This is a genomic window from Streptomyces sp. NPDC001220 (assembly GCF_053597895.1).
Map to the genome: position 1 here is coordinate 45,551 of NZ_JBSFJE010000022.1, position 20,647 is coordinate 66,197.

General features: G+C 68.9%; 20 protein-coding genes. 19 read left to right on the forward strand and 1 reads right to left on the reverse strand.

Features of this window, described 5'->3' with window-relative positions; genetic code table 11:
• Positions 1-21: 21 nt before the first annotated feature.
• The 19 genes from ACWDGI_RS38380 (at position 22) to ACWDGI_RS38470 (ending at position 18,736) form a co-directional block, all read left to right on the forward strand.
• On the forward strand, positions 22-1,845 hold the full coding sequence (locus ACWDGI_RS38380) for a trypsin-like serine protease (protein ID WP_450767260.1): 1,824 nt from the start codon (positions 22-24) through the stop codon (positions 1,843-1,845).
• Between the two features lie 217 nt (positions 1,846-2,062).
• Positions 2,063-3,199: an LCP family protein gene (locus tag ACWDGI_RS38385; protein ID WP_450767262.1), complete on the forward strand. Its 1,137-nt coding sequence runs from the start codon at positions 2,063-2,065 to the stop codon at positions 3,197-3,199.
• A gap of 296 nt (positions 3,200-3,495) precedes the next feature.
• Positions 3,496-3,720 carry a 50S ribosomal protein L31 gene (gene rpmE / locus ACWDGI_RS38390; protein WP_190206740.1) on the forward strand — a complete coding sequence of 75 codons (225 nt, stop codon included), beginning with the start codon at positions 3,496-3,498 and terminating at the stop codon, positions 3,718-3,720.
• A gap of 108 nt (positions 3,721-3,828) precedes the next feature.
• Positions 3,829-4,905, forward strand: a complete 1,077-nt coding sequence (prfA, locus tag ACWDGI_RS38395) for a peptide chain release factor 1 (RefSeq protein WP_351936901.1) — start codon at positions 3,829-3,831, stop codon at positions 4,903-4,905.
• Between the two features lie 35 nt (positions 4,906-4,940).
• A complete protein-coding gene (gene prmC, locus ACWDGI_RS38400; RefSeq protein WP_450767265.1) occupies positions 4,941-5,786 on the forward strand; it encodes a peptide chain release factor N(5)-glutamine methyltransferase in 846 nt (281 codons plus the stop codon).
• 106 nt (positions 5,787-5,892) lie between these two features.
• Entirely contained in the window at positions 5,893-6,540 is a 648-nt protein-coding gene (locus tag ACWDGI_RS38405; RefSeq protein WP_450767267.1) for an L-threonylcarbamoyladenylate synthase, read from the forward strand.
• On the forward strand, positions 6,537-7,220 hold the full coding sequence (locus tag ACWDGI_RS38410; RefSeq protein WP_360477379.1) for an arsenate reductase/protein-tyrosine-phosphatase family protein: 684 nt from the start codon (positions 6,537-6,539) through the stop codon (positions 7,218-7,220). The genes ACWDGI_RS38405 and ACWDGI_RS38410 overlap by 4 nt, the downstream gene beginning before the upstream one ends.
• 84 nt (positions 7,221-7,304) lie before the next feature.
• A complete protein-coding gene (locus ACWDGI_RS38415; protein WP_450767270.1) occupies positions 7,305-8,573 on the forward strand; it encodes a serine hydroxymethyltransferase in 1,269 nt (422 codons plus the stop codon).
• A gap of 125 nt (positions 8,574-8,698) precedes the next feature.
• Positions 8,699-10,063, forward strand: a complete 1,365-nt coding sequence (locus ACWDGI_RS38420; RefSeq protein WP_450767272.1) for an MraY family glycosyltransferase — start codon at positions 8,699-8,701, stop codon at positions 10,061-10,063.
• Between the two features lie 324 nt (positions 10,064-10,387).
• The gene (locus tag ACWDGI_RS38425; protein WP_450767274.1) at positions 10,388-10,801 is read left to right on the forward strand and encodes a hypothetical protein; all 414 of its coding nucleotides are present in this window, start codon (positions 10,388-10,390) and stop codon (positions 10,799-10,801) included.
• Positions 10,802-11,026: 225 nt separating this feature from the next.
• A complete protein-coding gene (gene atpB, locus ACWDGI_RS38430; RefSeq protein ID WP_450767276.1) occupies positions 11,027-11,860 on the forward strand; it encodes a F0F1 ATP synthase subunit A in 834 nt (277 codons plus the stop codon).
• A 73-nt stretch (positions 11,861-11,933) separates the two neighbouring features.
• A complete protein-coding gene (locus tag ACWDGI_RS38435; RefSeq protein ID WP_067003022.1) occupies positions 11,934-12,182 on the forward strand; it encodes an ATP synthase subunit c family protein in 249 nt (82 codons plus the stop codon).
• A 37-nt stretch (positions 12,183-12,219) separates the two neighbouring features.
• Positions 12,220-12,765, forward strand: a complete 546-nt coding sequence (locus ACWDGI_RS38440) for a F0F1 ATP synthase subunit B (RefSeq protein WP_351936896.1) — start codon at positions 12,220-12,222, stop codon at positions 12,763-12,765.
• Positions 12,762-13,577, forward strand: coding sequence for a F0F1 ATP synthase subunit delta (locus ACWDGI_RS38445; RefSeq protein WP_450767278.1), 816 nt, complete (start codon positions 12,762-12,764; stop codon positions 13,575-13,577). The genes ACWDGI_RS38440 and ACWDGI_RS38445 overlap by 4 nt, the downstream gene beginning before the upstream one ends.
• A 133-nt stretch (positions 13,578-13,710) precedes the next feature.
• Positions 13,711-15,300: a F0F1 ATP synthase subunit alpha gene (gene atpA, locus ACWDGI_RS38450; protein WP_360477400.1), complete on the forward strand. Its 1,590-nt coding sequence runs from the start codon at positions 13,711-13,713 to the stop codon at positions 15,298-15,300.
• 21 nt (positions 15,301-15,321) lie between these two features.
• A complete protein-coding gene (locus ACWDGI_RS38455; protein WP_450767281.1) occupies positions 15,322-16,236 on the forward strand; it encodes a F0F1 ATP synthase subunit gamma in 915 nt (304 codons plus the stop codon).
• Positions 16,236-17,672, forward strand: coding sequence for a F0F1 ATP synthase subunit beta (gene atpD, locus ACWDGI_RS38460; protein ID WP_450767283.1), 1,437 nt, complete (start codon positions 16,236-16,238; stop codon positions 17,670-17,672). The genes ACWDGI_RS38455 and atpD overlap by 1 nt, the downstream gene beginning before the upstream one ends.
• Before the next feature lie 113 nt (positions 17,673-17,785).
• Positions 17,786-18,160 (forward strand): F0F1 ATP synthase subunit epsilon, encoded by a 375-nt coding sequence (locus ACWDGI_RS38465; protein WP_351321965.1) that lies wholly within the window; start codon positions 17,786-17,788, stop codon positions 18,158-18,160.
• Between the two features lie 129 nt (positions 18,161-18,289).
• On the forward strand, positions 18,290-18,736 hold the full coding sequence (locus ACWDGI_RS38470) for a DUF2550 domain-containing protein (RefSeq protein ID WP_450767285.1): 447 nt from the start codon (positions 18,290-18,292) through the stop codon (positions 18,734-18,736).
• 85 nt (positions 18,737-18,821) lie between these two features.
• Here ACWDGI_RS38470 and ACWDGI_RS38475 read toward each other — a convergent pair whose 3' ends face one another.
• Positions 18,822-20,645, reverse strand: coding sequence for a glycosyl hydrolase family 18 protein (locus ACWDGI_RS38475; protein WP_450767287.1), 1,824 nt, complete (start codon positions 20,643-20,645; stop codon positions 18,822-18,824).
• Positions 20,646-20,647: the final 2 nt, after the last annotated feature.

Genomic DNA, 20,647 nt, shown 5'->3' on the forward strand with positions numbered 1-20,647 from the left:
TGATCCCGAGGGGGGACTTAGGTGGGTACACCCACGTCCGGGAGCGGTCGTCACAGACGTCGGATACGGTTCGCGCTGCCCGTCGCCGCGGCCGCTGTCGCCGCGGCCACCGCCGCCGCGCTGATCTCGACCTCCGCCAGTGCGGCCACCCAGCCGACGCCCACGGTCAAGCCGGCCGTCAGCACGACGTCGCAGACCGTCCTGAACAAGCGGATCGCCCGTGCGATCACCGCCGACAGCGCGCCGACGACCACGAAGAAGCCGGCCGCCTCGAGCGGTTCGGTCTCGCCGAAGATCATCGGTGGCGGTACGACCACCATCACCTCGGCGCCGTGGATGGCGCAGCTCTGGTACTACGACGACAAGGGCACCACCAGCACCAGCGACGACGTCGGCTTCTTCTGCGGTGGTTCGGTCATCTCGCCCACGAAGATCCTCACCGCGGCGCACTGCGTCAAGGGCTACAAGTGGAGCACCACCGACTCCGCGGTCGTCACCGGCACCGCCTCGCTGCCCACGACCAACGCCGACGGCACCGCCAACCTGCACGGCGGCACCGCCACCGGCGTCCTGCGCCAGTGGAACCACCCGTCGTACACCGTGTCGTCCCACGGCGTCCCCAACAACGACGTCGCCGTGCTCACCCTGGCCGCCCCGGTCAAGGCCACGCCGATCAGGCTGACGACCAACACCGACACGGCCTCCTACAAGGCGAACACCAGCGCCAAGGTCTACGGCTGGGGCCGCACCAGCTCCACCTCGGACGACATCTCCGAGACGCTGAAGACGGCCACGCTGCCCATCCAGTCCGACACCGCCTGCACGAACGCCTACGGCAGCGACATCGTCAAGGGCCACATGGTCTGCGCCGGCAAGCCCGCCACCGGCTCCGACACCGGCACCACCTCCGCCTGCAACGGCGACTCCGGCGGCCCGCTGGTCGTCGGCGGCCGGATCGTCGGCGTGGTCTCCTGGGGCGTCGAGGACTGTGTCGCCAAGGGTGCCTACAGCGTCTTCACGAAGGTCAGCACCTACGTCGGTGCCGCCTACGCGCAGATCGCCGACACCAACCTGAGCTACACCGACGGCAAGGCGGACCTGTTCGCCCGCAAGTCGTCGTCCAAGGTCGGCTACGAACTGGACTCCAAGGGCACCTCGCTGGCCGCCCGCCAGTCCTGGGGCGACTGGAGCGGCGTCAACTTCATCCTGCAGGCCGACCTCAACCGGGACGGCTTCCAGGACCTGGTCTACCGGGTGGCCTCCACCGGTGACGTCTACTGGGACCACTTCGCGCTGAACAGCGCCCAGACCAGCGGCTCCTGGGTCACGAAGAAGCTCTTCACCAACTGGAAGACCCGCAAGGCCACCGTCATCCCCGGTGACCTCACCGGCGACTACCTGCCCGACGTGCTCTCCGAGGACTCCGGCGGCGTGCTGTGGCTGTACCCGGGCAAGGGCGACGGCACCTTCGGCTCCCGTGTCCGGATCGGCGGCGGCTGGAGCCAGTACAACCAGCTGCGCGGCGTCGGCGACTTCAACGGCGACGGCAAGGCCGACCTGCTGGCCCGCAAGAGCAGCGGCGGCGACCTCTACCTGTACAAGGGCACCGGCAAGTCCGGCACCGGCCTCTTCTCGGCCCGGGTGAAGGTCCGTTCCGGCTGGACCGGCTTCAACACCCTGGCCGCGGTCGGCGACCTGACCGGCGACGGCAAGGCCGACCTGGTGGCCCGTACGACCGGGGGCACGCTGTACCTCTACCCGGGCACGGGCAAGGCGACCAGTGAGATCTTCGGCACAAGGAAGTCGCTCGGTACCGGTTTCCAGCAGTACGACATCTTCGGCTGAAATAGCTGGTGAGCGGGGTTCGCCCCACTTGCCCGACTACACAGTGTGCCCATCGCCCCACGCGGTGGGCACACTGCGTTGTGCAACCCTTTCCCGAGTTTCGCCGTCTGACCAGGCGGAGCGACGATGGTCCGGTACGTGCCGATGATCCGGGTACGCCGGGCCTGACCCTGAAAGCAGGGGGTAACCGAGAAGTCGTCTGAGAACAGAGGAGCCCATGTCCGCCGAGAGCACGCCGGAGCCCGGCATACCCGAGGCCGGCCCGCAGGTCCCTGGCCACAACGGCAAGGGCCGCCGCCGCAAGCCCCCGGCGCGGGGCCGCAAGGCGCTGCTCGTCACGGCCTGGACCGCGGCCGGCGTCCTCGTCCTCGGCGGCACCGGCCTCGGTTACCTGTACTTCAAGCTCAACGGCAACATCAAGAGCGTCGACATCAACCAGGCGCTGGGCGCCGACCGGCCCACCAAGGTCGACAACGGCTCCGAGAACATCCTGGTGCTCGGCTCGGACACCCGCTCCGGCGTCAACAGGAAGCTCGGCGGCGGCACCGACGACGGCAGCGCCCGGTCCGACACGGCGATGATCGTCCACGTGTACAAGGGCCACAAGCGGGCCAGCGTGGTCTCCATCCCCCGGGACACCCTGATCGACCGCCCCGCCTGCAAGGACGCGCAGGGCACCGGCCACTCCGCCGCGACCGGCGTGATGTTCAACTCCGCTTACTCGACGGGTGGCGCGACCTGCGCGGTCAAGACGGTCGAGACCATCACGGGTGTCCGCATGGACCACTACCTCGAGGTCGACTTCTCCGGCTTCCAGAAGCTCATCGACGAGCTGGGCGGGGTCCAGGTCACCACGACCAAGAGCATCGACGACCCGCAGAGCCACCTCGACCTCAAGGCCGGCAGGCACCGGCTCGACGGCGAGCAGGCGCTCGGCCTGGTCCGCACCCGGCACGGCGTCGGCGACGGCTCCGACCTGGGCCGCATCCAGCTCCAGCAGGCGTTCGTCAAGGCCCTGATCGACCAGGTCAAGCAGGTGGGCGTCTTCACCAGCCCCAAGAAGCTGTACGACCTGGCGGACACCGCGACGAAGACGGTCACCGCCGACTCCGACCTGGGCTCGGTGAACTCCCTGATCGACTTCGCGAACGGCCTGAAGTCCATCGGCTCCAAGAACATGCACATGGTCACGATGCCGGTCGAGTACGACCCGTCGAACCCGAACCGGGTGATCGTGGCCAAGGCCAAGGCCAAGCAGGTCTGGACGGCCCTGAAGAACGACAGGCCGATCCCGGCGAGCGCGACGAAGGGCACGGCGACGGGGCAGGCCAAGGGGGTCGTGACGTCGTCCTGAGGGTGCAGGTGCGTGGGGGCTGGTCGCGCCCGTGCGGCGGAGCCGCACATCGATACAGCCCCGCGCCCCTTCCGGGGGCGGGGGGAACTGCGCGAGCAACCCACGACGACCCGCACCCGCGCACGACGAGCCGCGGCACCCCGGGAGGCGCACCCCGCCTCCCTCCCGGAATAAAGATCCAAGCCCCCCGGTTTGGGAAGACGCGGTCAGTCCTGGCAAACTGATACGTCGGCCCCGGTTCACGCCCCGCAGCCCGCGGTAGCGACCCGGTGCCCTCCCGAAATCTAGGAGACACCTTGAAGCGCGAGATCCACCCCGAGTACGTCGAGACGCAGGTCAGCTGCACCTGTGGCGCGTCGTTCACCACCCGCAGCACCATCCAGTCCGGCACCATCCGGGCTGAGGTCTGCTCCGAGTGCCACCCGTTCTACACGGGCAAGCAGAAGATCCTCGACACCGGTGGCCGTGTGGCCCGCTTCGAGGCCCGCTTCGGCAAGGCTGCCGCCGGCTCCAAGAAGTAGCGAGCCCCATTTCGCCGGTCCACGGCCGTGTCCCTACGAGGGCGCGCCCGGGACCGGCGTTTTTGGTCGTTCGCCTTCCCTTCCGTACGCAGTATCAGGAGCCCAAAAATGTTCGAGGCCGTCGAGGAACTCGTCGTCGAGCACGCCGACCTGGAGAAGAAGCTCGCCGACCCGTCGGTCCACGCCGACCAGGCCAACGCGCGCAAGCTGAACAAGCGCTACGCCGAACTCACCCCGATCGTCGGCACCTACCGCTCCTGGAAGCAGACCGGCGACGACATCGAGACCGCGCGTGAACTGGCCGCCGACGACCCCGACTTCGCCGCCGAGGTCAAGGAGCTCGACAAGCAGCGCGACGAGCTGACCGAGAAGCTGCGGCTGCTTCTGGTGCCCCGGGACCCGTCCGACGACAAGGACGTGATCCTGGAGATCAAGGCGGGGGCCGGCGGCGACGAGTCCGCGCTGTTCGCCGGCGACCTGCTGCGGATGTACCTGCGGTACGCCGAGCGCGTCGGCTGGAAGACCGAGATCATCGACTCCACCGAGTCCGAGCTGGGCGGCTACAAGGACGTCCAGGTCGCGGTGAAGACCAAGGGCGGCAACGGCGCGACCGAGCCCGGTCAGGGCGTCTGGGCGCGGCTGAAGTACGAGGGCGGCGTGCACCGCGTGCAGCGCGTGCCCGCGACCGAGTCGCAGGGCCGTATCCACACGTCGGCGGCGGGTGTGCTGGTGACCCCCGAGGCCGAGGAGGTCGACGTCGAGATCAATCCGAACGACCTCCGGATCGACGTCTACCGGTCCTCGGGACCCGGCGGACAGTCCGTCAACACCACCGACTCCGCGGTGCGCATCACGCACCTGCCCACCGGAGTCGTCGCCTCCTGCCAGAACGAGAAGAGCCAGCTGCAGAACAAGGAGCAGGCCTTGCGTATCCTGCGCTCCAGGCTGCTCGCCGCGGCGCAGGAGGAGGCGGAGAAGGAAGCCGCCGACGCCCGCCGCAGCCAGGTCCGCACCGTCGACCGCTCCGAGAAGATCCGCACGTACAACTTCCCGGAGAATCGCATCTCGGACCACCGCGTCGGCTTCAAGGCGTACAACTTGGACCAGGTCCTCGACGGCGACCTCGACGCGGTGATCCAGGCCTGCGTCGACGCGGACTCGGCCGCGAAGCTCGCGGCCGCGTAAGCCATGCACGACTGAGTACGACACGGAGGACCAGCGTGAACCTGCTGCTCGCCGAGGTGGCCCAGGCCACCCAGCGGCTGGCCGACGCCGGCGTGCCCTCGCCGCGCAACGACGCGGAGGAGCTCGCCGCGTTCGTGCACGGCGTGAAGCGGGGCGCGCTGCACTCCGTCAAGAACTCCGACTTCGACGCCCGCTACTGGGAGGTCATCGCCCGGCGGGAGCAGCGCGAGCCGCTCCAGCACATCACCGGGCGGGCCTACTTCCGCTACCTCGAACTCCAGGTGGGGCCGGGCGTCTTCGTCCCGCGCCCGGAGACCGAGTCCGTGGTCGGCTGGGCCATAGACGCCGTGCGCGCCATGGACGTGGTCGAGCCGTGCATCGTCGACCTGTGCACCGGCTCCGGCGCCATCGCGCTCGCCCTCGCCCAGGAGGTCCCGCGCTCGCGCGTGCACGCCGTGGAGCTGTCCGAGGAGGCGCTCCAGTGGACCCGCAAGAACGTGGCGGGCTCCAGGGTCGACCTGCGCCAGGGAGACGCCCTGGACGCCTTCCACGACCTCGACGGCCACGTCGACCTGGTCATCTCCAACCCGCCGTACATCCCGCTCACCGAGTGGGAGTACGTCGCCCCCGAGGCCCGCGACTACGACCCGGAGCTGGCCCTGTTCTCCGGCGAGGACGGTCTCGACCTCATCCGGGGCATCGAACGCACCGCGCACCGGCTGCTGCGCCCCGGCGGTGTCGTCGTCATCGAGCACGCCGACACCCAGGGCGGCCAGGTGCCGTGGATCTTCACCGAGGAGCGGGGCTGGGCCGACGCGGCCGACCATCCGGACCTCAACAACCGCCCCCGCTTCGCGACCGCCCGCAAGGCGCTGCCGTGAGCACCCCCCAGACCCGTTCCCGGACGTGCCGCAAGCCCCGGAAGGCCCGGACGCTCCGGAAGTCCCGGAAGTACGTGTACTTCGTGTACGAGGAGGCCCGCTAGACATGGCACGGCGATACGACACCAACGACGCGACCGACCGCGTGACGGGTCTGCGCGAGGCCGCGTCCGCCGTCCGCCGGGGCGAACTGGTGGTGCTGCCCACGGACACCGTGTACGGCATCGGCGCCGACGCGTTCACCGCGGAGGCGGTCTCCGACCTGCTCGACGCCAAGGGCCGGGGCCGCAACATGCCCACCCCGGTGCTGATCGGGTCCCCGAACACGCTGCACGGGCTCGTCACCGACTTCTCCGAGCTGGCCTGGGAGCTGGTCGACGCGTTCTGGCCGGGCGCCCTCACGCTGGTCGCCAAGCACCAGCCGTCTCTGCAGTGGGACCTCGGCGACACCCGGGGCACGGTCGCCGTCCGCATGCCCCTGCACCCGGTCGCCATCGAGCTGCTCACCGAGGTCGGCCCGATGGCCGTCTCCTCGGCCAACCTCACCGGCCACCCGTCCCCGGAGACCTGTGACGCCGCGCAGGAGATGCTCGGCGACTCCGTCTCCGTGTACCTCGACGGCGGTCCGACCCCGGGCAACGTGCCCTCGTCGATCGTCGACGTCAGCCGTGAGGTGCCGCTGCTGCTGCGCGCGGGCGCGATCTCGGCCGAGGAGCTGCGCAAGGTCGTACCCGACCTCGAGGTGGCGAATTGACAGCCCCTGACGCGGGGCGTGGCATAGGCAACGGGGAGCGCGCATCGGAGATCACGACCACGTTCGTGGGGCTTCCGCGCGACAGCTTCCGCATCCTCCACGTCAGCACCGGCAACGTGTGCCGCTCGCCGATCACCGAGCGGCTGACCCGCCATCTCGTCACCGACCGGCTCGGCACCTTTCTGGGCGGCGGCCTGATCGTGGAGAGCGCGGGCACCTGGGGCCATGAGGGCGCGCCCATGGAGGCCAACGCGGAGGCGGTCCTGGCCGACTTCGGCGCGGACGCGACCGGGTTCGTCGGGCGGGAGCTGCTCGACGAGCACGTCATCCGTGCCGACCTGGTGCTGACCGCCACCCGCGACCATCGCGCCCAGGTCATCTCCATGGGCCACTCGGCGGGCCTGCGCACCTTCACGCTGAAGGAGTTCACCCGCCTGGTCCGCGCGATCGACCCGGCGACGCTGCCCCCGCTGCACGAGGGCGTGGTCGTCCGCGCCCGTGCGCTGGTCCGAGCGGCGGCCGCGCTGCGCGGATGGCTGCTGGCCCCCACGGCGGAGGCGGACGAGGTCTACGACCCGTACGGCGCCCCGCTGCCGTTCTTCCGTTCCATCGGCGACGAGATACACGAGGCCCTGGACCCGGTGGTCACGGCGCTGACGGGCGTGCCGGCGCGGATGTAACCCGAGGCGCCGTACACACCGCGCACCCCACCCACCCCGGGCCTACATTGGACGTACGTCACCGTCGACCGCCCGGAGCCCGTCATGTCGGTCAGCCCTACCCTCGTCGAGGCCGATCCGCTGCGCCGGCAGGACCCCGAGCTGGCGGAGATCCTGCTGGGGGAGCTGGCCCGGCAGTCGACGTCGTTGCAGCTGATCGCCGCCGAGAACTTCACCTCCCGGGCCGTGCTGGCCGCCCTCGGCTCGCCGCTCGCCAACAAGTACGCCGAGGGGTACCCGGGCGCCCGGCACCACGGCGGCTGCGAGATCGTGGACGTCGCCGAACGGCTCGCCGTCGACCGCGCCAAGGCCCTGTTCGGCGCCGCGCACGCCAACGTGCAGTCCCACTCCGGCTCGTCCGCCGTACTGGCCGCCTACGCCGCCCTGCTGCGCCCCGGTGACACCGTTCTCGCCCTCGGCCTGCCCTACGGCGGTCATCTCACGCACGGCTCGCCGGCCAACTTCTCCGGCCGCTGGTTCGACTTCGTCGGGTACGGGGTCGACCCGGAGAGCGGGCTCATCGACCACGACCAGGTGCGGGCGCTGGCCCGCGGCCACCGGCCCAAGGCGATCGTGTGCGGGTCCATCGCCTATCCCCGGCACATCGACTACGCCTTCTTCCGTGAGGTCGCCGACGAGGTGGGCGCGTATCTGATCGCGGACGCGGCCCATCCCATCGGGCTGGTGGCCGGGGGAGCGGCGCCCAACCCGGTGCCGTACGCCGACGTGGTGTGCGCGACCACACACAAGGTGCTGCGCGGCCCGCGCGGCGGGATGCTCCTGTGCGGTTCGCCCGAGCTGGCCGAGCGCCTCGACCGGGCCGTGTTCCCCTTCACACAGGGCGGCGCGCAGATGCACACCATCGCCGCCAAGGCGGTCGCGTTCGGGGAGGCGGCAACACCGGCGTTCTCCGTGTACGCCCATCAGGTGGTCGCCAATGCGAGGGTTCTCGCGGCCGGGCTCGCCGACCAGGGGCTGCTGGTCACCACAGGTGGCACGGACACCCACCTGATCACCGCCGACCCCGCCCCGCTGGGCGTCGACGGGCGTACCGCCCGGGGCCGGCTCGTCGCCGCCGGGATCGTGCTGGACAGCTGTGCCCTGCCGCACGGGGATGCGCGCGGCCTGCGGCTGGGCACCGCCGCCGTGACCACCCAGGGCATGGGGGCGGGGGAGATGACCCGGATCGCGGCCCTGCTGGCGGAGGTGCTGCGCGGTGCGACGGACGTGGGGAGGGTGCGTGACGAGGTGCGCGAGCTCACCGGTAGATTTCCGCCGTATCCCGTCGGAGACGGGGTAGGCGCAGCGTCGTAGAGCCGTTGTACGCCCGCCTTACAGGCACACGTGCAACCATCGTCGCTACCCGGAAGTCCCCATACATATGCGACCGTCGCTAGGGTGTGGGGCTGTGATGGCCAGCGAGACCTGTGGGGAAGCCTGTGCGTGAATACCTGCTGACGCTCTGCATCACGGCCGCGGTGACGTATCTGCTGACAGGGCCGGTGCGGAAGTTCGCGATCGTGGCCGGGGCCATGCCGGAGATCCGGGCCCGTGACGTGCACCGGGAGCCCACTCCGCGGCTCGGCGGGATCGCGATGTTCTTCGGGCTGTGCGCGGGTCTGCTGGTCGCCGACCACCTGACCAACCTCAACGAGGTCTTCGAGAAGTCGAACGAGCCGCGGGCGTTGCTCTCCGGCGCCGCGCTGATCTGGCTGATCGGTGTGCTCGACGACAAGTTCGAGATCGACGCCCTGATCAAGCTGGGCGGTCAGATGATCGCCGCGGGCGTCATGGTCATGCAGGGTCTGACCATCCTGTGGCTGCCCATCCCGGGCGTCGGCACGGTCGCCCTGACCCCGTGGCAGGGCACCCTGCTGACGGTGGCCCTGGTGGTCATCACCATCAACGCGGTCAACTTCGTGGACGGCTTGGACGGCCTGGCCTCCGGCATGGTGTGCATCGCGGCCGCGGCGTTCTTCATGTACGCGTACCGGATCTGGTACTCGTACGGCATCGAGGCCGCGGCCCCGGCCACGCTGTTCTCGGCGATCCTGATGGGCATGTGCCTGGGCTTCCTGCCGCACAACCTGCATCCGGCGCGGATCTTCATGGGCGACTCCGGCTCGATGCTGATCGGCCTGGTGCTGGCCGCCGGTGCGATCTCGATCACGGGCCAGCTCGACCCGGACGTGATGAACCTGTTCGCCGGGTCCGAGCGCAACGCGGTGCACCAGATGGTGCCGGTCTACATCCCGCTGCTGCTGCCGCTGACCATCATCGCGGTGCCGGCCGCCGACCTGGTGCTGGCGATCGTGCGGCGCACCTGGCGCGGCCAGTCGCCGTTCGCGGCCGACCGCGGGCACCTGCACCACCGGCTCCTGGAGATCGGCCACTCGCACAGCCGGGCGGTGCTGATCATGTACTTCTGGTCGGCGCTGATCGGTTTCGGGGCGCTGGCGTACTCGGTGAACTCCGCCTCCATGTGGATCGTGCTCGGGGTGGTCTTCCTCAGCGCGATCGGCCTGGGGCTGCTTCTGCTGCCGCGGTTCACCCCGCGCGTGCCGGTGTGGGGCCAGCGGTTCGTGCCGCCGCGCTACCGGCGCCGCGGGCGCGCCGCGGAGGCCGCCGAGCAGGCGGCCGCGACCGCCGGGGAGAGCGTCCCCGACGTGCTGGAGAAGGCCGGGGAGCCGTGCGAGGGGCACCGCTCGCCGGTGCCCGCGGGCGTGGCCCGGGTCAACGGCGCGACCGCCGTCGGGCCCCGTTCACGCATGCTGGACCGGCAGGCTTCCGAAACCTCGCGTTGACCCCCCACTGACCTCGCACTGACCCTCGCAAGGTAAGAATCTGACTAGAGCATTGCCAAGCCGTGGGGGAGCAAAGACCCCCAATACCAGACACAACGGCTCGGTTTTCGCTCAGACGCGCATGTTCACTCTCATGTGTGACGGCAAGCACACCTACCAGGTAAAGACCTCATCAAATAGTTTGTGATACGGTTCACGAGAACCCCGGACAGAGTCGACGGACCCGACTGCGACGGCCCGTCAGCGTGAGGTCTTCGACCCTCCGACCGGGACTACGCTCGTCCATGACGACACCTGCCCCCCTGTGAAAGCGGAGTTGCCGCCATGCCGTCCAATGACGCCCGGATCCTGGCCCAGGCCGCCGTACCCACGGCCGCCGTCGGCGTGCTCGCTGCCGTCGTCAGCGCGGTGGTCGCGGGCGGCAAGGGGGCGATCGGGGCCGTCGTCGCGACGGTGATCGTGATCCTCTTCATGGGGGTCGGTCTCTATGTTCTGCAGCGCACCGCCAAATCGCTTCCGCAGCTCTTCCAGATGATGGGCCTGATGCTCTACGCGGCCCAGCTCCTGCTGCTGTTCGTCTTCATGGCCGCGTTCAAGAACACGACGCTGTTCAATCCCCGGGCCTTCGCCCTCGTGCTCGTGGTCGCCACGCTCACCTGGATCGCCGCCCAGACCCGTGCCCATATGAAGGCCAAGATCCTCTACGTCGAGCCCGACAAGACCGGGCAGCCGTCGTGAGAGGTAGGCCCGGGATAAAGGCGCGCGAGAGATGCTGCTATCGTCCGGTGCCAACTGCGGCATCGCGGGCGCGGGCATCTGAGCTGACGCCTGCTCAATCGCGAGGCGAGATGCCCCCCAGCCGCCCCCACATCCGTAACACCAGTCCCGTGCCGAACCGCGGCCATGCGCCGCGCCGACACAACGAGGTTGCCGTACCTATGCGCCACGCTGAAGGAGCCCGCGGTGAGTGCTGACCCGACGCAGACGCTCGCTTTCGACACGAGCTGCCACCTGTTCGGAAACGACGGGTGCGGATTCGACACGGTCGCTCCGGGCCTGCACTCGTTCCTGTTCAAGCCGCTCTTCGGCGACGCGGACAGCAACGTGTACTTCAACAAGACGATGCTGCTGGCGCTGCTCGGGTCGATCATCGTCGTCGGCTTCTTCTGGGCCGCCTTCGCCAGGCCGAAGGTCGTCCCGGGCAAGCTCCAGATGGTTGCCGAGGCCGGTTACGACTTCGTCCGCCGAGGTGTCGTCTACGAGACCATCGGCAAGAAGGAAGGCGAGAAGTACGTCCCGCTCGTCGTCTCGCTCTTCTTCTTCATCTGGATGATGAACCTCTGGTCGATCATCCCGATCGCCCAGTTCCCGGTGACCGCGATCATCTCGTACCCCGCCGCCCTGGCCGCGATCGTCTACATCCTGTGGGTCTCGCTGACCTTCAAGCGGCACGGCTTCGTCGGCGCCTTCAAGAACTTCACCGGCTACGACAAGTCGCTCGGCGCGGTCCTTCCGCTCTCGATGACGATCGAGCTCTTCTCGAACCTGCTCGTGCGGCCCTTCACCCACGCCGTCCGGCTCTTCGCGAACATGTTCGCCGGCCACACCCTGCTGCTGCTCTTCACGGTTGCCAGCTGGTACATGCTCAACGGCGTCGGCATCGCCTACTCCGGTGTCTCGTTCGTGATGGTCATCGTGATGACCGTCTTCGAGCTCTTCATCCAGGCTGTTCAGGCCTACGTCTTCGTACTGCTGACCTGCAGCTTCATCCAGGGCGCGCTCGCCGAGTCCCACTGAGCCCCCTGTCTGTCCGTCCATGACATCCGGTGGCCAACCCCCACCGGTCATTGAAAGAGAAGGAAGAACCGGCATGTCCGTTCTGCACGAGACCCTGGCCGCTGTCCAGATCAAGGGCAACCTCGGCTCCATCGGTTACGGCCTCGCCGCGATCGGCCCGGGCGTCGGCGTCGGCATCATCTTCGGTAACGGCACCCAGGCCCTCGCCCGCCAGCCCGAGGCGGCCGGCCTGATCCGCGCCAACCAGATCCTCGGCTTCGCCTTCTGTGAGGCGCTCGCCCTGATCGGTCTGGTCATGCCGTTCGTCTACCCGGCCTCCTGACCCGACCGCAGCGCACGTTTAGACGAAAGGCACTGATATGAGCCCCCTGGTTCAGCTGGCGGCGGAGGAGGCCGAGAACCCCCTCATCCCGCCGATCCCAGAGCTCGTCATCGGCCTCATCGCCTTCGTCATCGTCTTCGGCTTCCTCGCCAAGAAGCTCCTTCCGAACATCAACAAGGTTCTGGAGCAGCGCCGCGAGGCGATCGAGGGCGGTATCGAGAAGGCCGAGGCCGCGCAGACCGAGGCCCAGAGCGTCCTTGAGCAGTACAAGGCGCAGCTGGCCGAGGCCCGGCACGAGGCCGCGCGCCTGCGCCAGGAGGCTCAGGAGCAGGGCGCCACGCTCATCGCCGAGATGCGGGCCGAGGGCCAGCGTCAGCGTGAGGAGATCGTCGCCGCCGGTCATGCCCAGATCGAGGCCGACCGCAAGTCCGCCGCGCAGTCGCTGCGTCAGGACGTGGGCCAGCTGGCCACCGACCTGGCGGGCAAGCTCGTCGGTGAGTCCCTGGAGGACCACGCCCGGCAGAGCCGCGTGATCGACCGCTTCCTCGACGAGCTCGAGGAGAAGGCCGAGGCGGCCCGATGAACGGAGCGAGCCGCGATGCACTGGCAGCCGCACGGGAGCGTCTCGACGCGCTGACGGACTCGACGTCCGTCAACGCGACGCGGCTCGCGGACGAGCTGGCGGCCGTCACCACGCTGCTCGACCGCGAGGGTGGCCTGCGTCGGGTCCTCACCGACCCGGCGCAGTCCGGCGAGGCCAAGGCCGAGCTGGTCCGGCGTCTGATCGGCGGCCAGGTCGGCGCGAACACGGCCGACGTGGTCACCGGCCTGGTCCGGTCCCGCTGGTCGCAGTCCCGCGACCTGGTGGACGCGCTGGAGGAGCTGGCGGCCGACGCCGACCTGACGGCCGCCGAGCAGTCCGGCACGCTGGACGACGTCGAGGACGAGCTGTTCCGCTTCGGCCGGATCGTCTCCTCCAGCACCGAGCTGCGCGCCGCGCTCACCGACCGCAAGGCCGGCACCCCGGCCAAGACCGAGCTGCTGCACCGGCTGCTCGGCGGCCGTGCCAAGCCGGTCACCGAGCGTCTGGTCACGCGCCTTGTGACCGCGCCGCGGGGACGTAGCCTGGAAGCGGGCCTGGAGGCCCTCTCCAAGCTCGCCGCCGAGCGCCGCAGCCGCGTCGTCGCCGTCGTCACCTCGGCGGTGCCGCTGAGCGAGCCGCAGAAGCAGCGCCTGGGCGCCGCCCTCGCGAAGCTCTACGGCCGCACGATGCACCTCAACCTCGACGTCGACCCCGAGGTCGTCGGCGGGATCCGGGTGCAGGTCGGTGACGAGGTCATCAACGGTTCCATCGCGGACCGGCTGGAGGACGCGGCCCGCCGCATGGCGAGCTAGCACCTCGGTAGTCGAGAACAAGCAGTACGTACTTACGACGGCCCGGGTTGGGCCGTACATGAAGAATCCTGGGGGTCGCCCCCAGACCCCCCAAGTGAAACTTCGGGCCCAACAAGGAGAGCAGGGAACCCAGATGGCGGAGCTCACGATCCGGCCGGAGGAGATCCGGGACGCGCTGGAGAACTTCGTCCAGTCGTACAAGCCGGACGCGGCCTCGCGCGAGGAGGTCGGTACGGTCACCCTTGCCGGCGACGGCATCGCGAAGGTCGAGGGCCTGCCCTCGGCCATGGCCAACGAACTGCTGAAGTTCGAGGACGGCACCCTCGGCCTCGCGCTCAACCTGGAAGAGCGCGAGATCGGCGCCATCGTCCTCGGTGAGTTCAGTGGCATCGAGGAGGGTCAGCCGGTGCACCGCACCGGTGAGGTCCTCTCCGTCGCGGTGGGCGAGGGCTACCTCGGCCGCGTCGTCGACCCGCTCGGCAACCCGATCGACGGCCTCGGTGAGATCGAGACGTCCGGCCGCCGTGCCCTGGAGCTGCAGGCTCCGGGCGTCATGGCCCGTAAGTCGGTGCACGAGCCGATGGAGACCGGCTACAAGGCCGTCGACGCCATGACCCCGGTCGGCCGCGGCCAGCGTCAGCTGATCATCGGTGACCGCCAGACCGGCAAGACCGCCCTGGCCGTCGACACGATCATCAACCAGCGTGACAACTGGCGCTCGGGCGACCCGAAGAAGCAGGTCCGCTGCGTCTACGTCGCCATCGGTCAGAAGGGCTCGACCATCGCCTCCGTGCGTGGCGCCCTCGAAGAGGCCGGCGCGCTGGAGTACACGACGATCGTCGCCGCCCCGGCGTCCGACCCGGCCGGCTTCAAGTACCTGGCGCCGTACACCGGTTCGGCCATCGGCCAGCACTGGATGTACGACGGCAAGCACGTCCTCATCATCTTCGACGACCTCTCGAAGCAGGCCGACGCCTACCGCGCCGTGTCGCTGCTGCTGCGCCGCCCGCCGGGCCGTGAGGCCTACCCGGGTGACGTCTTCTACCTGCACTCCCGTCTGCTGGAGCGCTGCGCCAAGCTGTCCGACGAGATGGGCGCCGGTTCGATGACCGGTCTGCCGATCGTCGAGACCAAGGCCAACGACGTCTCGGCGTTCATCCCGACCAACGTCATCTCCATCACCGACGGCCAGTGCTTCCTGGAGTCGGACCTGTTCAACGCCGGTCAGCGCCCCGCGCTGAACGTCGGTATCTCCGTCTCCCGAGTCGGTGGTTCCGCGCAGCACAAGGCGATGAAGCAGGTCTCCGGCCGTCTGCGTCTGGACCTCGCCCAGTACCGCGAGCTGGAGGCGTTCGCCGCCTTCGGTTCCGACCTGGACGCCGCGTCGAAGTCGCAGCTGGAGCGTGGTTCCCGACTGGTCGAGCTGCTGAAGCAGGCTCAGTACCAGCCGATGCCGACCGAGGACCAGGTCGTCTCCGTGTGGGCCGGCACCACCGGCAAGATGGACGACGTCCCGGTCTCCGACATCCGCCGCTTCGAGAAGGAGCTCCTGGAGTACCTGCACCGCAAGGAGCAGGGCCTCATGACCTCCATCAAGGAGGGCGGCAAGATGTCGGACGACACCCTCACCGCTGTTGCCGACGCGATCGCCGAGTTCAAGAAGCAGTTCGAGACCTCGGACGGCAAGCTTCTCGGCGAGGACGCCCCGGCCGCGGCCAAGTGACGTAAGGAAGGGACCTGACTCATGGGAGCCCAGCTCCGGGTCTACAAGCGTCGCATCCGATCCGTCACCGCGACCAAGAAGATCACCAAGGCGATGGAGATGATCGCCGCCTCGCGTGTGGTCAAGGCGCAGCGCAAGGTGCGGGCCTCCGCGCCGTACGCGACCGAGCTCACCCGCGCGGTCACGGCGGTCGGTACGGGTTCGAACACCAAGCACCCGCTCACCACGGAGGCGGAGAACCCGACCCGTGCCGCGGTCCTGCTCCTCACGAGCGACCGCGGTCTGGCCGGTGCCTTCAACTCCAACGCCATCAAGACCGCCGAGCAGCTGACGGCGCGTCTTGAGGCGGAGGGCAAGGAGGTCGACACCTACATCGTCGGCCGCCGCGGTCTGGCCCACTACAACTTCCGCGAGCGCAAGGTCGTGGAGTCGTGGTCGGGCTTCACCGACGAGCCCTCGTACGCGGACGCCAAGAAGGTCGCGGCGCCTCTGATCGAGGCCATCGAGACGGAGACGGCGGACGGCGGTGTGGACGAACTCCACATCGTCTACACCGAGTTCGTGTCGATGATGACGCAGACGGCGCTCGACGCCCGACTGCTGCCGCTGCGCCTCGAAGAGGTCGCGGAGGAGAGGCCCCAGGGCGAGATCCTCCCGCTGTACGACTTCGAGCCCTCGGCGGAGGACGTCCTCGACGCCCTTCTGCCGCGCTATGTGGAGAGCCGTATCTACAACGCGCTCCTCCAGTCGGCCGCTTCGAAGCACGCCGCCACGCGGCGCGCGATGAAGTCGGCGACCGACAACGCGGGCGAGCTGATCAACACGCTCTCCCGGCTTGCCAACGCGGCCCGCCAGGCCGAAATCACCCAGGAAATCAGCGAGATCGTCGGTGGCGCCAGCGCCCTGGCCGACGCGACCGCGGGGAGTGACCGCTAATGACCACCACTGTTGAGACCGCGACGGCCACGGGCCGCGTCGCCCGGGTCATCGGCCCGGTCGTCGACGTGGAGTTCCCCGTCGACGCGATGCCGGAGATCTACAACGCGCTGCACGTCGAGGTGGCCGACCCGGCCAACGCCGGCGAGAAGAAGATCCTGACCCTGGAGGTCGCCCAGCACCTGGGTGACGGCCTGGTCCGCACGATCTCCATGCAGCCCACCGACGGTCTGGTCCGCCAGGCCCCGGTCACCGACACCGGCGACGGCATCACCGTCCCGGTCGGCGACTTCACCAAGGGCAAGGTGTTCAACACCCTCGGTGAGGTGCTGAACGTCGACGAGCAGTACGAGGGCGAGCGCTGGTCCATCCACCGCAAGGCCCCGAACTTCGACGAGCTCGAGTCGAAGACCGAGATGTTCGAGACCGGCGTCAAGGTCATCGACCTCCTCACCCCGTACGTCAAGGGTGGCAAGATCGGTCTGTTCGGCGGTGCCGGCGTCGGCAAGACGGTGCTCATCCAGGAGATGATCTACCGCGTCGCCAACAACCACGACGGTGTCTCCGTGTTCGCCGGTGTCGGCGAGCGCACGCGTGAGGGCAACGACCTCATCGAGGAGATGGCGGACTCGGGCGTCATCGACAAGACCGCCCTTGTCTTCGGCCAGATGGACGAGCCCCCGGGCACCCGTCTGCGCGTGGCCCTCGCGGGTCTGACCATGGCGGAGTACTTCCGCGATGTGCAGAAGCAGGACGTGCTGTTCTTCATCGACAACATCTTCCGCTTCACGCAGGCCGGTTCCGAGGTCTCGACCCTGCTCGGCCGGATGCCCTCCGCGGTGGGCTACCAGCCGAACCTGGCCGACGAGATGGGTCTCCTCCAGGAGCGCATCACCTCGACCCGTGGTCACTCGATCACCTCGATGCAGGCGATCTACGTCCCCGCGGACGACCTGACCGACCCGGCCCCGGCCACCACCTTCGCCCACCTCGACGCGACGACGGTGCTCTCCCGTCCGATCTCCGAGAAGGGCATCTACCCGGCCGTGGACCCGCTGGACTCCACGTCCCGGATCCTGGACCCGCGCTACATCGCGGCGGACCACTACGCCACCGCCATGCGCGTCAAGACGGTCCTCCAGAAGTACAAGGACCTCCAGGACATCATCGCGATCCTCGGTATCGACGAGCTCGGCGAGGAGGACAAGCTCGTCGTCCACCGGGCCCGTCGCGTGGAGCGCTTCCTGTCCCAGAACACCCACGTCGCCAAGCAGTTCACCGGCGTCGACGGGTCGGACGTACCGCTGGACGAGTCGATCGTGGCGTTCAACGCGATCATCGACGGCGAGTACGACCACTTCCCGGAGCAGGCGTTCTTCCTGTGCGGTGGCATCGAGGACCTCAAGGCCAACGCCAAGGAGCTGGGCGTCTCCTGAACTCGCCTGAGTTCGTGTGAGGGGGCGGGCGCGTCCCGCCCCCTCTCTCACGCCCATTAGACTTGTATCCAACACCCGGTGATCCCACCGGGTGGTGACCCGAGGAGCCACCTTTGGCTGCTGAGCTGCATGTCGAGCTGGTCGCCGCCGACCGTCAGGTCTGGTCCGGCGAGGCGACCCTGGTCGTCGCGCGCACCACGTCCGGCGACATCGGCGTCATGCCCGGTCACCAGCCGCTGCTGGGTGTGCTGGAGTCGGGCCCGGTGACCATCCGTACGAGTGAAGGTGGGACGGTCGTCGCCGCGGTGCACGGCGGTTTCATCTCGTTCGCGGACAACAAGCTGTCGCTGCTGGCCGAGATCGCCGAGCTCTCGGACGAGATCGACGTCCAGCGCGTGGAGCGGGAGCTGGAGCGCGCGAAGGCGGAGGGCGACGCCACTGCCGAGCGACGCGCCGACGTCCGTCTGCGGGCGGCGACGTCGCGCTGACACACTGCGCGTATGCGTTGACGTAACTCAGCCGCGGCTGGGACCGGAGCCATCCGGTCCCAGCCGCGGCTGAGGTAGATCTGGGTCTTTTTACGTTCCATTACCTAGGAGACGAGGAGGTCGGTGCCGATGGTCCTCGCTCTGACTGTGTGCGGAATCGTGGTCGCGCTCGTGGTGGTGGGACTCTTCCTGTTCGGGCTGCGGCGCAGACTGATCCAGCGCTCCGGCGGCACCTTCGACTGTTCGCTGCGCTGGGGCGTCCCCGAGAAACCGGACACCAACGGCAAGGGCTGGAGCTACGGAGTCGCCCGCTACAACGGCGACAGCGTCGAGTGGTACCGGGTCTTCTCCTACGCCTACCGCCCCCGCCGGGTCCTGGAACGCGACCGGATCGAGGTGGCCGGCCGCCGCCTGCCGGAGGGCGAGGAGGAACTGGCGCTGCTCTCCGACGCGGTGATCCTCACCTGTGTCCATCGGGGCACCCGCCTCGAACTCGCCATGAGCGAAGACGCGCTGACCGGTTTTCTCGCGTGGCTGGAAGCAGCCCCGCCCGGTCAGCGGGTGAATGTGGCGTAGCCACATTCACCCGCTGGGTGGGGGTCCCCCCGGACGAAGTCTGGGGGAGCGTCAATGTCGCTTAGGGGGTTTTCCCCCGGAGTTCCTACAGGTTGGAGTTGATGGCGCTCACCAGTTCGCCGTCGCTGGTGTCACCGCTGAAGTCCCAGAAGAACGCGCCGCCGAGACTCTGGGACTTGGCCCAGCTCATCTTCCCGGCGATCGTCGACGGCGTGTCGTAGGACCACCAGTTGCTGCCGCAGTGCGCGTACGCCGTGCCCGCGATGGTGCCGGTGACCGGGCAGGACGTCTTGAGCACCTTGTAGTCCTCGATGCCCTGCTCGTAGGTGCCCGGCGCCGGACCGGTCGCCGCACCGCCCGGCGCGTCCTGCGTCACACCCGTCCAGCCGCGGCCGTAGAAGCCGATGCCGATCAGCAGCTTGCTCGCGGGGACGCCCTTGGACTTGAACTTGGCGATCGCGTCGGCCGTGGTGAAGCCGGGCGTCGGGATACCGGCGTAGGTGGTGAGCGGCGAGTGCGGGGCGGTCGGGCCGTCCGCGTCGAAGGCGCCGAAGAAGTCGTACGACATCACGTTGTACCAGTCGACGTACTGGGCCGCGCCCGCGTAGTCCGCGGCGTCGATCTTGCCGCCGGAGGTGCCGTCCGCGGTGGTGGCAGCGGTGACCAGGTTGTTCGAGCCGAACTTGGCGCGCAGCGCGGACATCAGGTTCTTGTAGGCCGCGGCCCCGCTGGTGTCGCAGCTCAGCCCGCAGGCGTTCGGGTACTCCCAGTCGATGTCGATGCCGTCGAAGACATCGGCCCAGCGCGGGTCCTCGACCAGGTTGTAGCAGGAGTCGGCGAACGCGGTCGGGTTGGCCGCGGCCTGGGCGAAGCCGCCGGACCAGGTCCAGCCGCCGAAGGACCACAGGACCTTGATGTTCGGGTATTTGGCCTTCAGCTCGCGCAGCTGGTTGAAGTTGCCGGCCAGTGGCTGGTCCCAGGTGTCGGCGGCACCGCTGACCGACTGGTCGGCGGTGAACGTCTTCTGGTAGTCGGCGTAGGCGTCGCCGATGGCGCACTGGCCGTTGGTGACGTTGCCGAAGGCGTAGTTGATGTGCGTGATCTTGGCCGCGGAACCCGACGTCACCAGGTTCTTGACGTTGTAGTTGCGGCCGTAGATGCCCCACTCGGTGAAGTAGCCGAGCTTGACCTTGGAGCCGGTGGTCGGGGGAGTGGTCGTACCGCCCGTGGTGTGGACGGAGACCGCGCCGCTGACCGGGCCGGTCTGGTTCGCGGTGTCGCGGGCCTGGACCGTGTAGGAGTAGTCGGTACCGGCGGTGAGACCCGTGTCGGTGTACGACGTGGTGGTCACCGTGGAGACGACCTTGCCGTCGCGCAGCACGTCGTAGTTCTTGACGCCCTTGTCGTCGGTGGCGGCGGACCAGCTCAGCTTCACCGAGGTGTCGGCGATGGCGGACGCGGTCGGGGTGCCGGGCGCGGAGGGCGCCGCGTCACCGGGGACGGTGGTGCCGCCGTCACAACTGGCGCCGTTGAGGAGGCAGTTGCTCGGCGCGCCGGAACCCGCGCCGTTGAAGCCGAAGGAGACGGACGCGCCGGGGGCGATGGAGCCGTTGTAGGACTTGTTCTTGGCGGTCCAGTGGGTGCCGGACGAGGTGACGTCCGCGTCCCAGGCGGAGGTGACCGAGGTGCCGGAGGGGTAGTCCCACTCGACGGTCCAGGAACTGATCGACGTGGTACCGGTGTTCTTGACGGTCCACTGGCCGCCGAAGCCGGTGCCCCAGTCCTGGGTCTTGGTGTAGGTGGCGGTGGCCGTCGTCGCGGCCTGGGCGGGGGCCGCGAGGCCGACCAGGCCGGCCAGCGGGAGCAACAGGGTCGCGAACCCTGCCGCGGCTCTGTGTCTGAAGCGCATCC

What these genes read in the sequence shown, in the direction of transcription:
- ACWDGI_RS38385 (WP_450767262.1), top strand. Translation starts at nt 2,063, where the DNA reads ATGTCCGCCGAGAGCACGCCGGAGCCCGGCATACCCGAGGCCGGCCCG.
- prfA (WP_351936901.1), top strand. Translation starts at nt 3,829, where the DNA reads ATGTTCGAGGCCGTCGAGGAACTCGTCGTCGAGCACGCCGACCTGGAG.
- ACWDGI_RS38405 (WP_450767267.1), top strand. Translation starts at nt 5,893, where the DNA reads ATGGCACGGCGATACGACACCAACGACGCGACCGACCGCGTGACGGGT.
- ACWDGI_RS38415 (WP_450767270.1), top strand. Translation starts at nt 7,305, where the DNA reads ATGTCGGTCAGCCCTACCCTCGTCGAGGCCGATCCGCTGCGCCGGCAG.
- ACWDGI_RS38425 (WP_450767274.1), top strand. Translation starts at nt 10,388, where the DNA reads ATGCCGTCCAATGACGCCCGGATCCTGGCCCAGGCCGCCGTACCCACG.
- ACWDGI_RS38435 (WP_067003022.1), top strand. Translation starts at nt 11,934, where the DNA reads ATGTCCGTTCTGCACGAGACCCTGGCCGCTGTCCAGATCAAGGGCAAC.
- ACWDGI_RS38440 (WP_351936896.1), top strand. Translation starts at nt 12,220, where the DNA reads ATGAGCCCCCTGGTTCAGCTGGCGGCGGAGGAGGCCGAGAACCCCCTC.
- ACWDGI_RS38445 (WP_450767278.1), top strand. Translation starts at nt 12,762, where the DNA reads ATGAACGGAGCGAGCCGCGATGCACTGGCAGCCGCACGGGAGCGTCTC.
- atpA (WP_360477400.1), top strand. Translation starts at nt 13,711, where the DNA reads ATGGCGGAGCTCACGATCCGGCCGGAGGAGATCCGGGACGCGCTGGAG.
- ACWDGI_RS38455 (WP_450767281.1), top strand. Translation starts at nt 15,322, where the DNA reads ATGGGAGCCCAGCTCCGGGTCTACAAGCGTCGCATCCGATCCGTCACC.
- atpD (WP_450767283.1), top strand. Translation starts at nt 16,236, where the DNA reads ATGACCACCACTGTTGAGACCGCGACGGCCACGGGCCGCGTCGCCCGG.
- ACWDGI_RS38470 (WP_450767285.1), top strand. Translation starts at nt 18,290, where the DNA reads ATGGTCCTCGCTCTGACTGTGTGCGGAATCGTGGTCGCGCTCGTGGTG.
- ACWDGI_RS38475 (WP_450767287.1), bottom strand. Translation starts at nt 20,645, where the DNA reads ATGCGCTTCAGACACAGAGCCGCGGCAGGGTTCGCGACCCTGTTGCTC.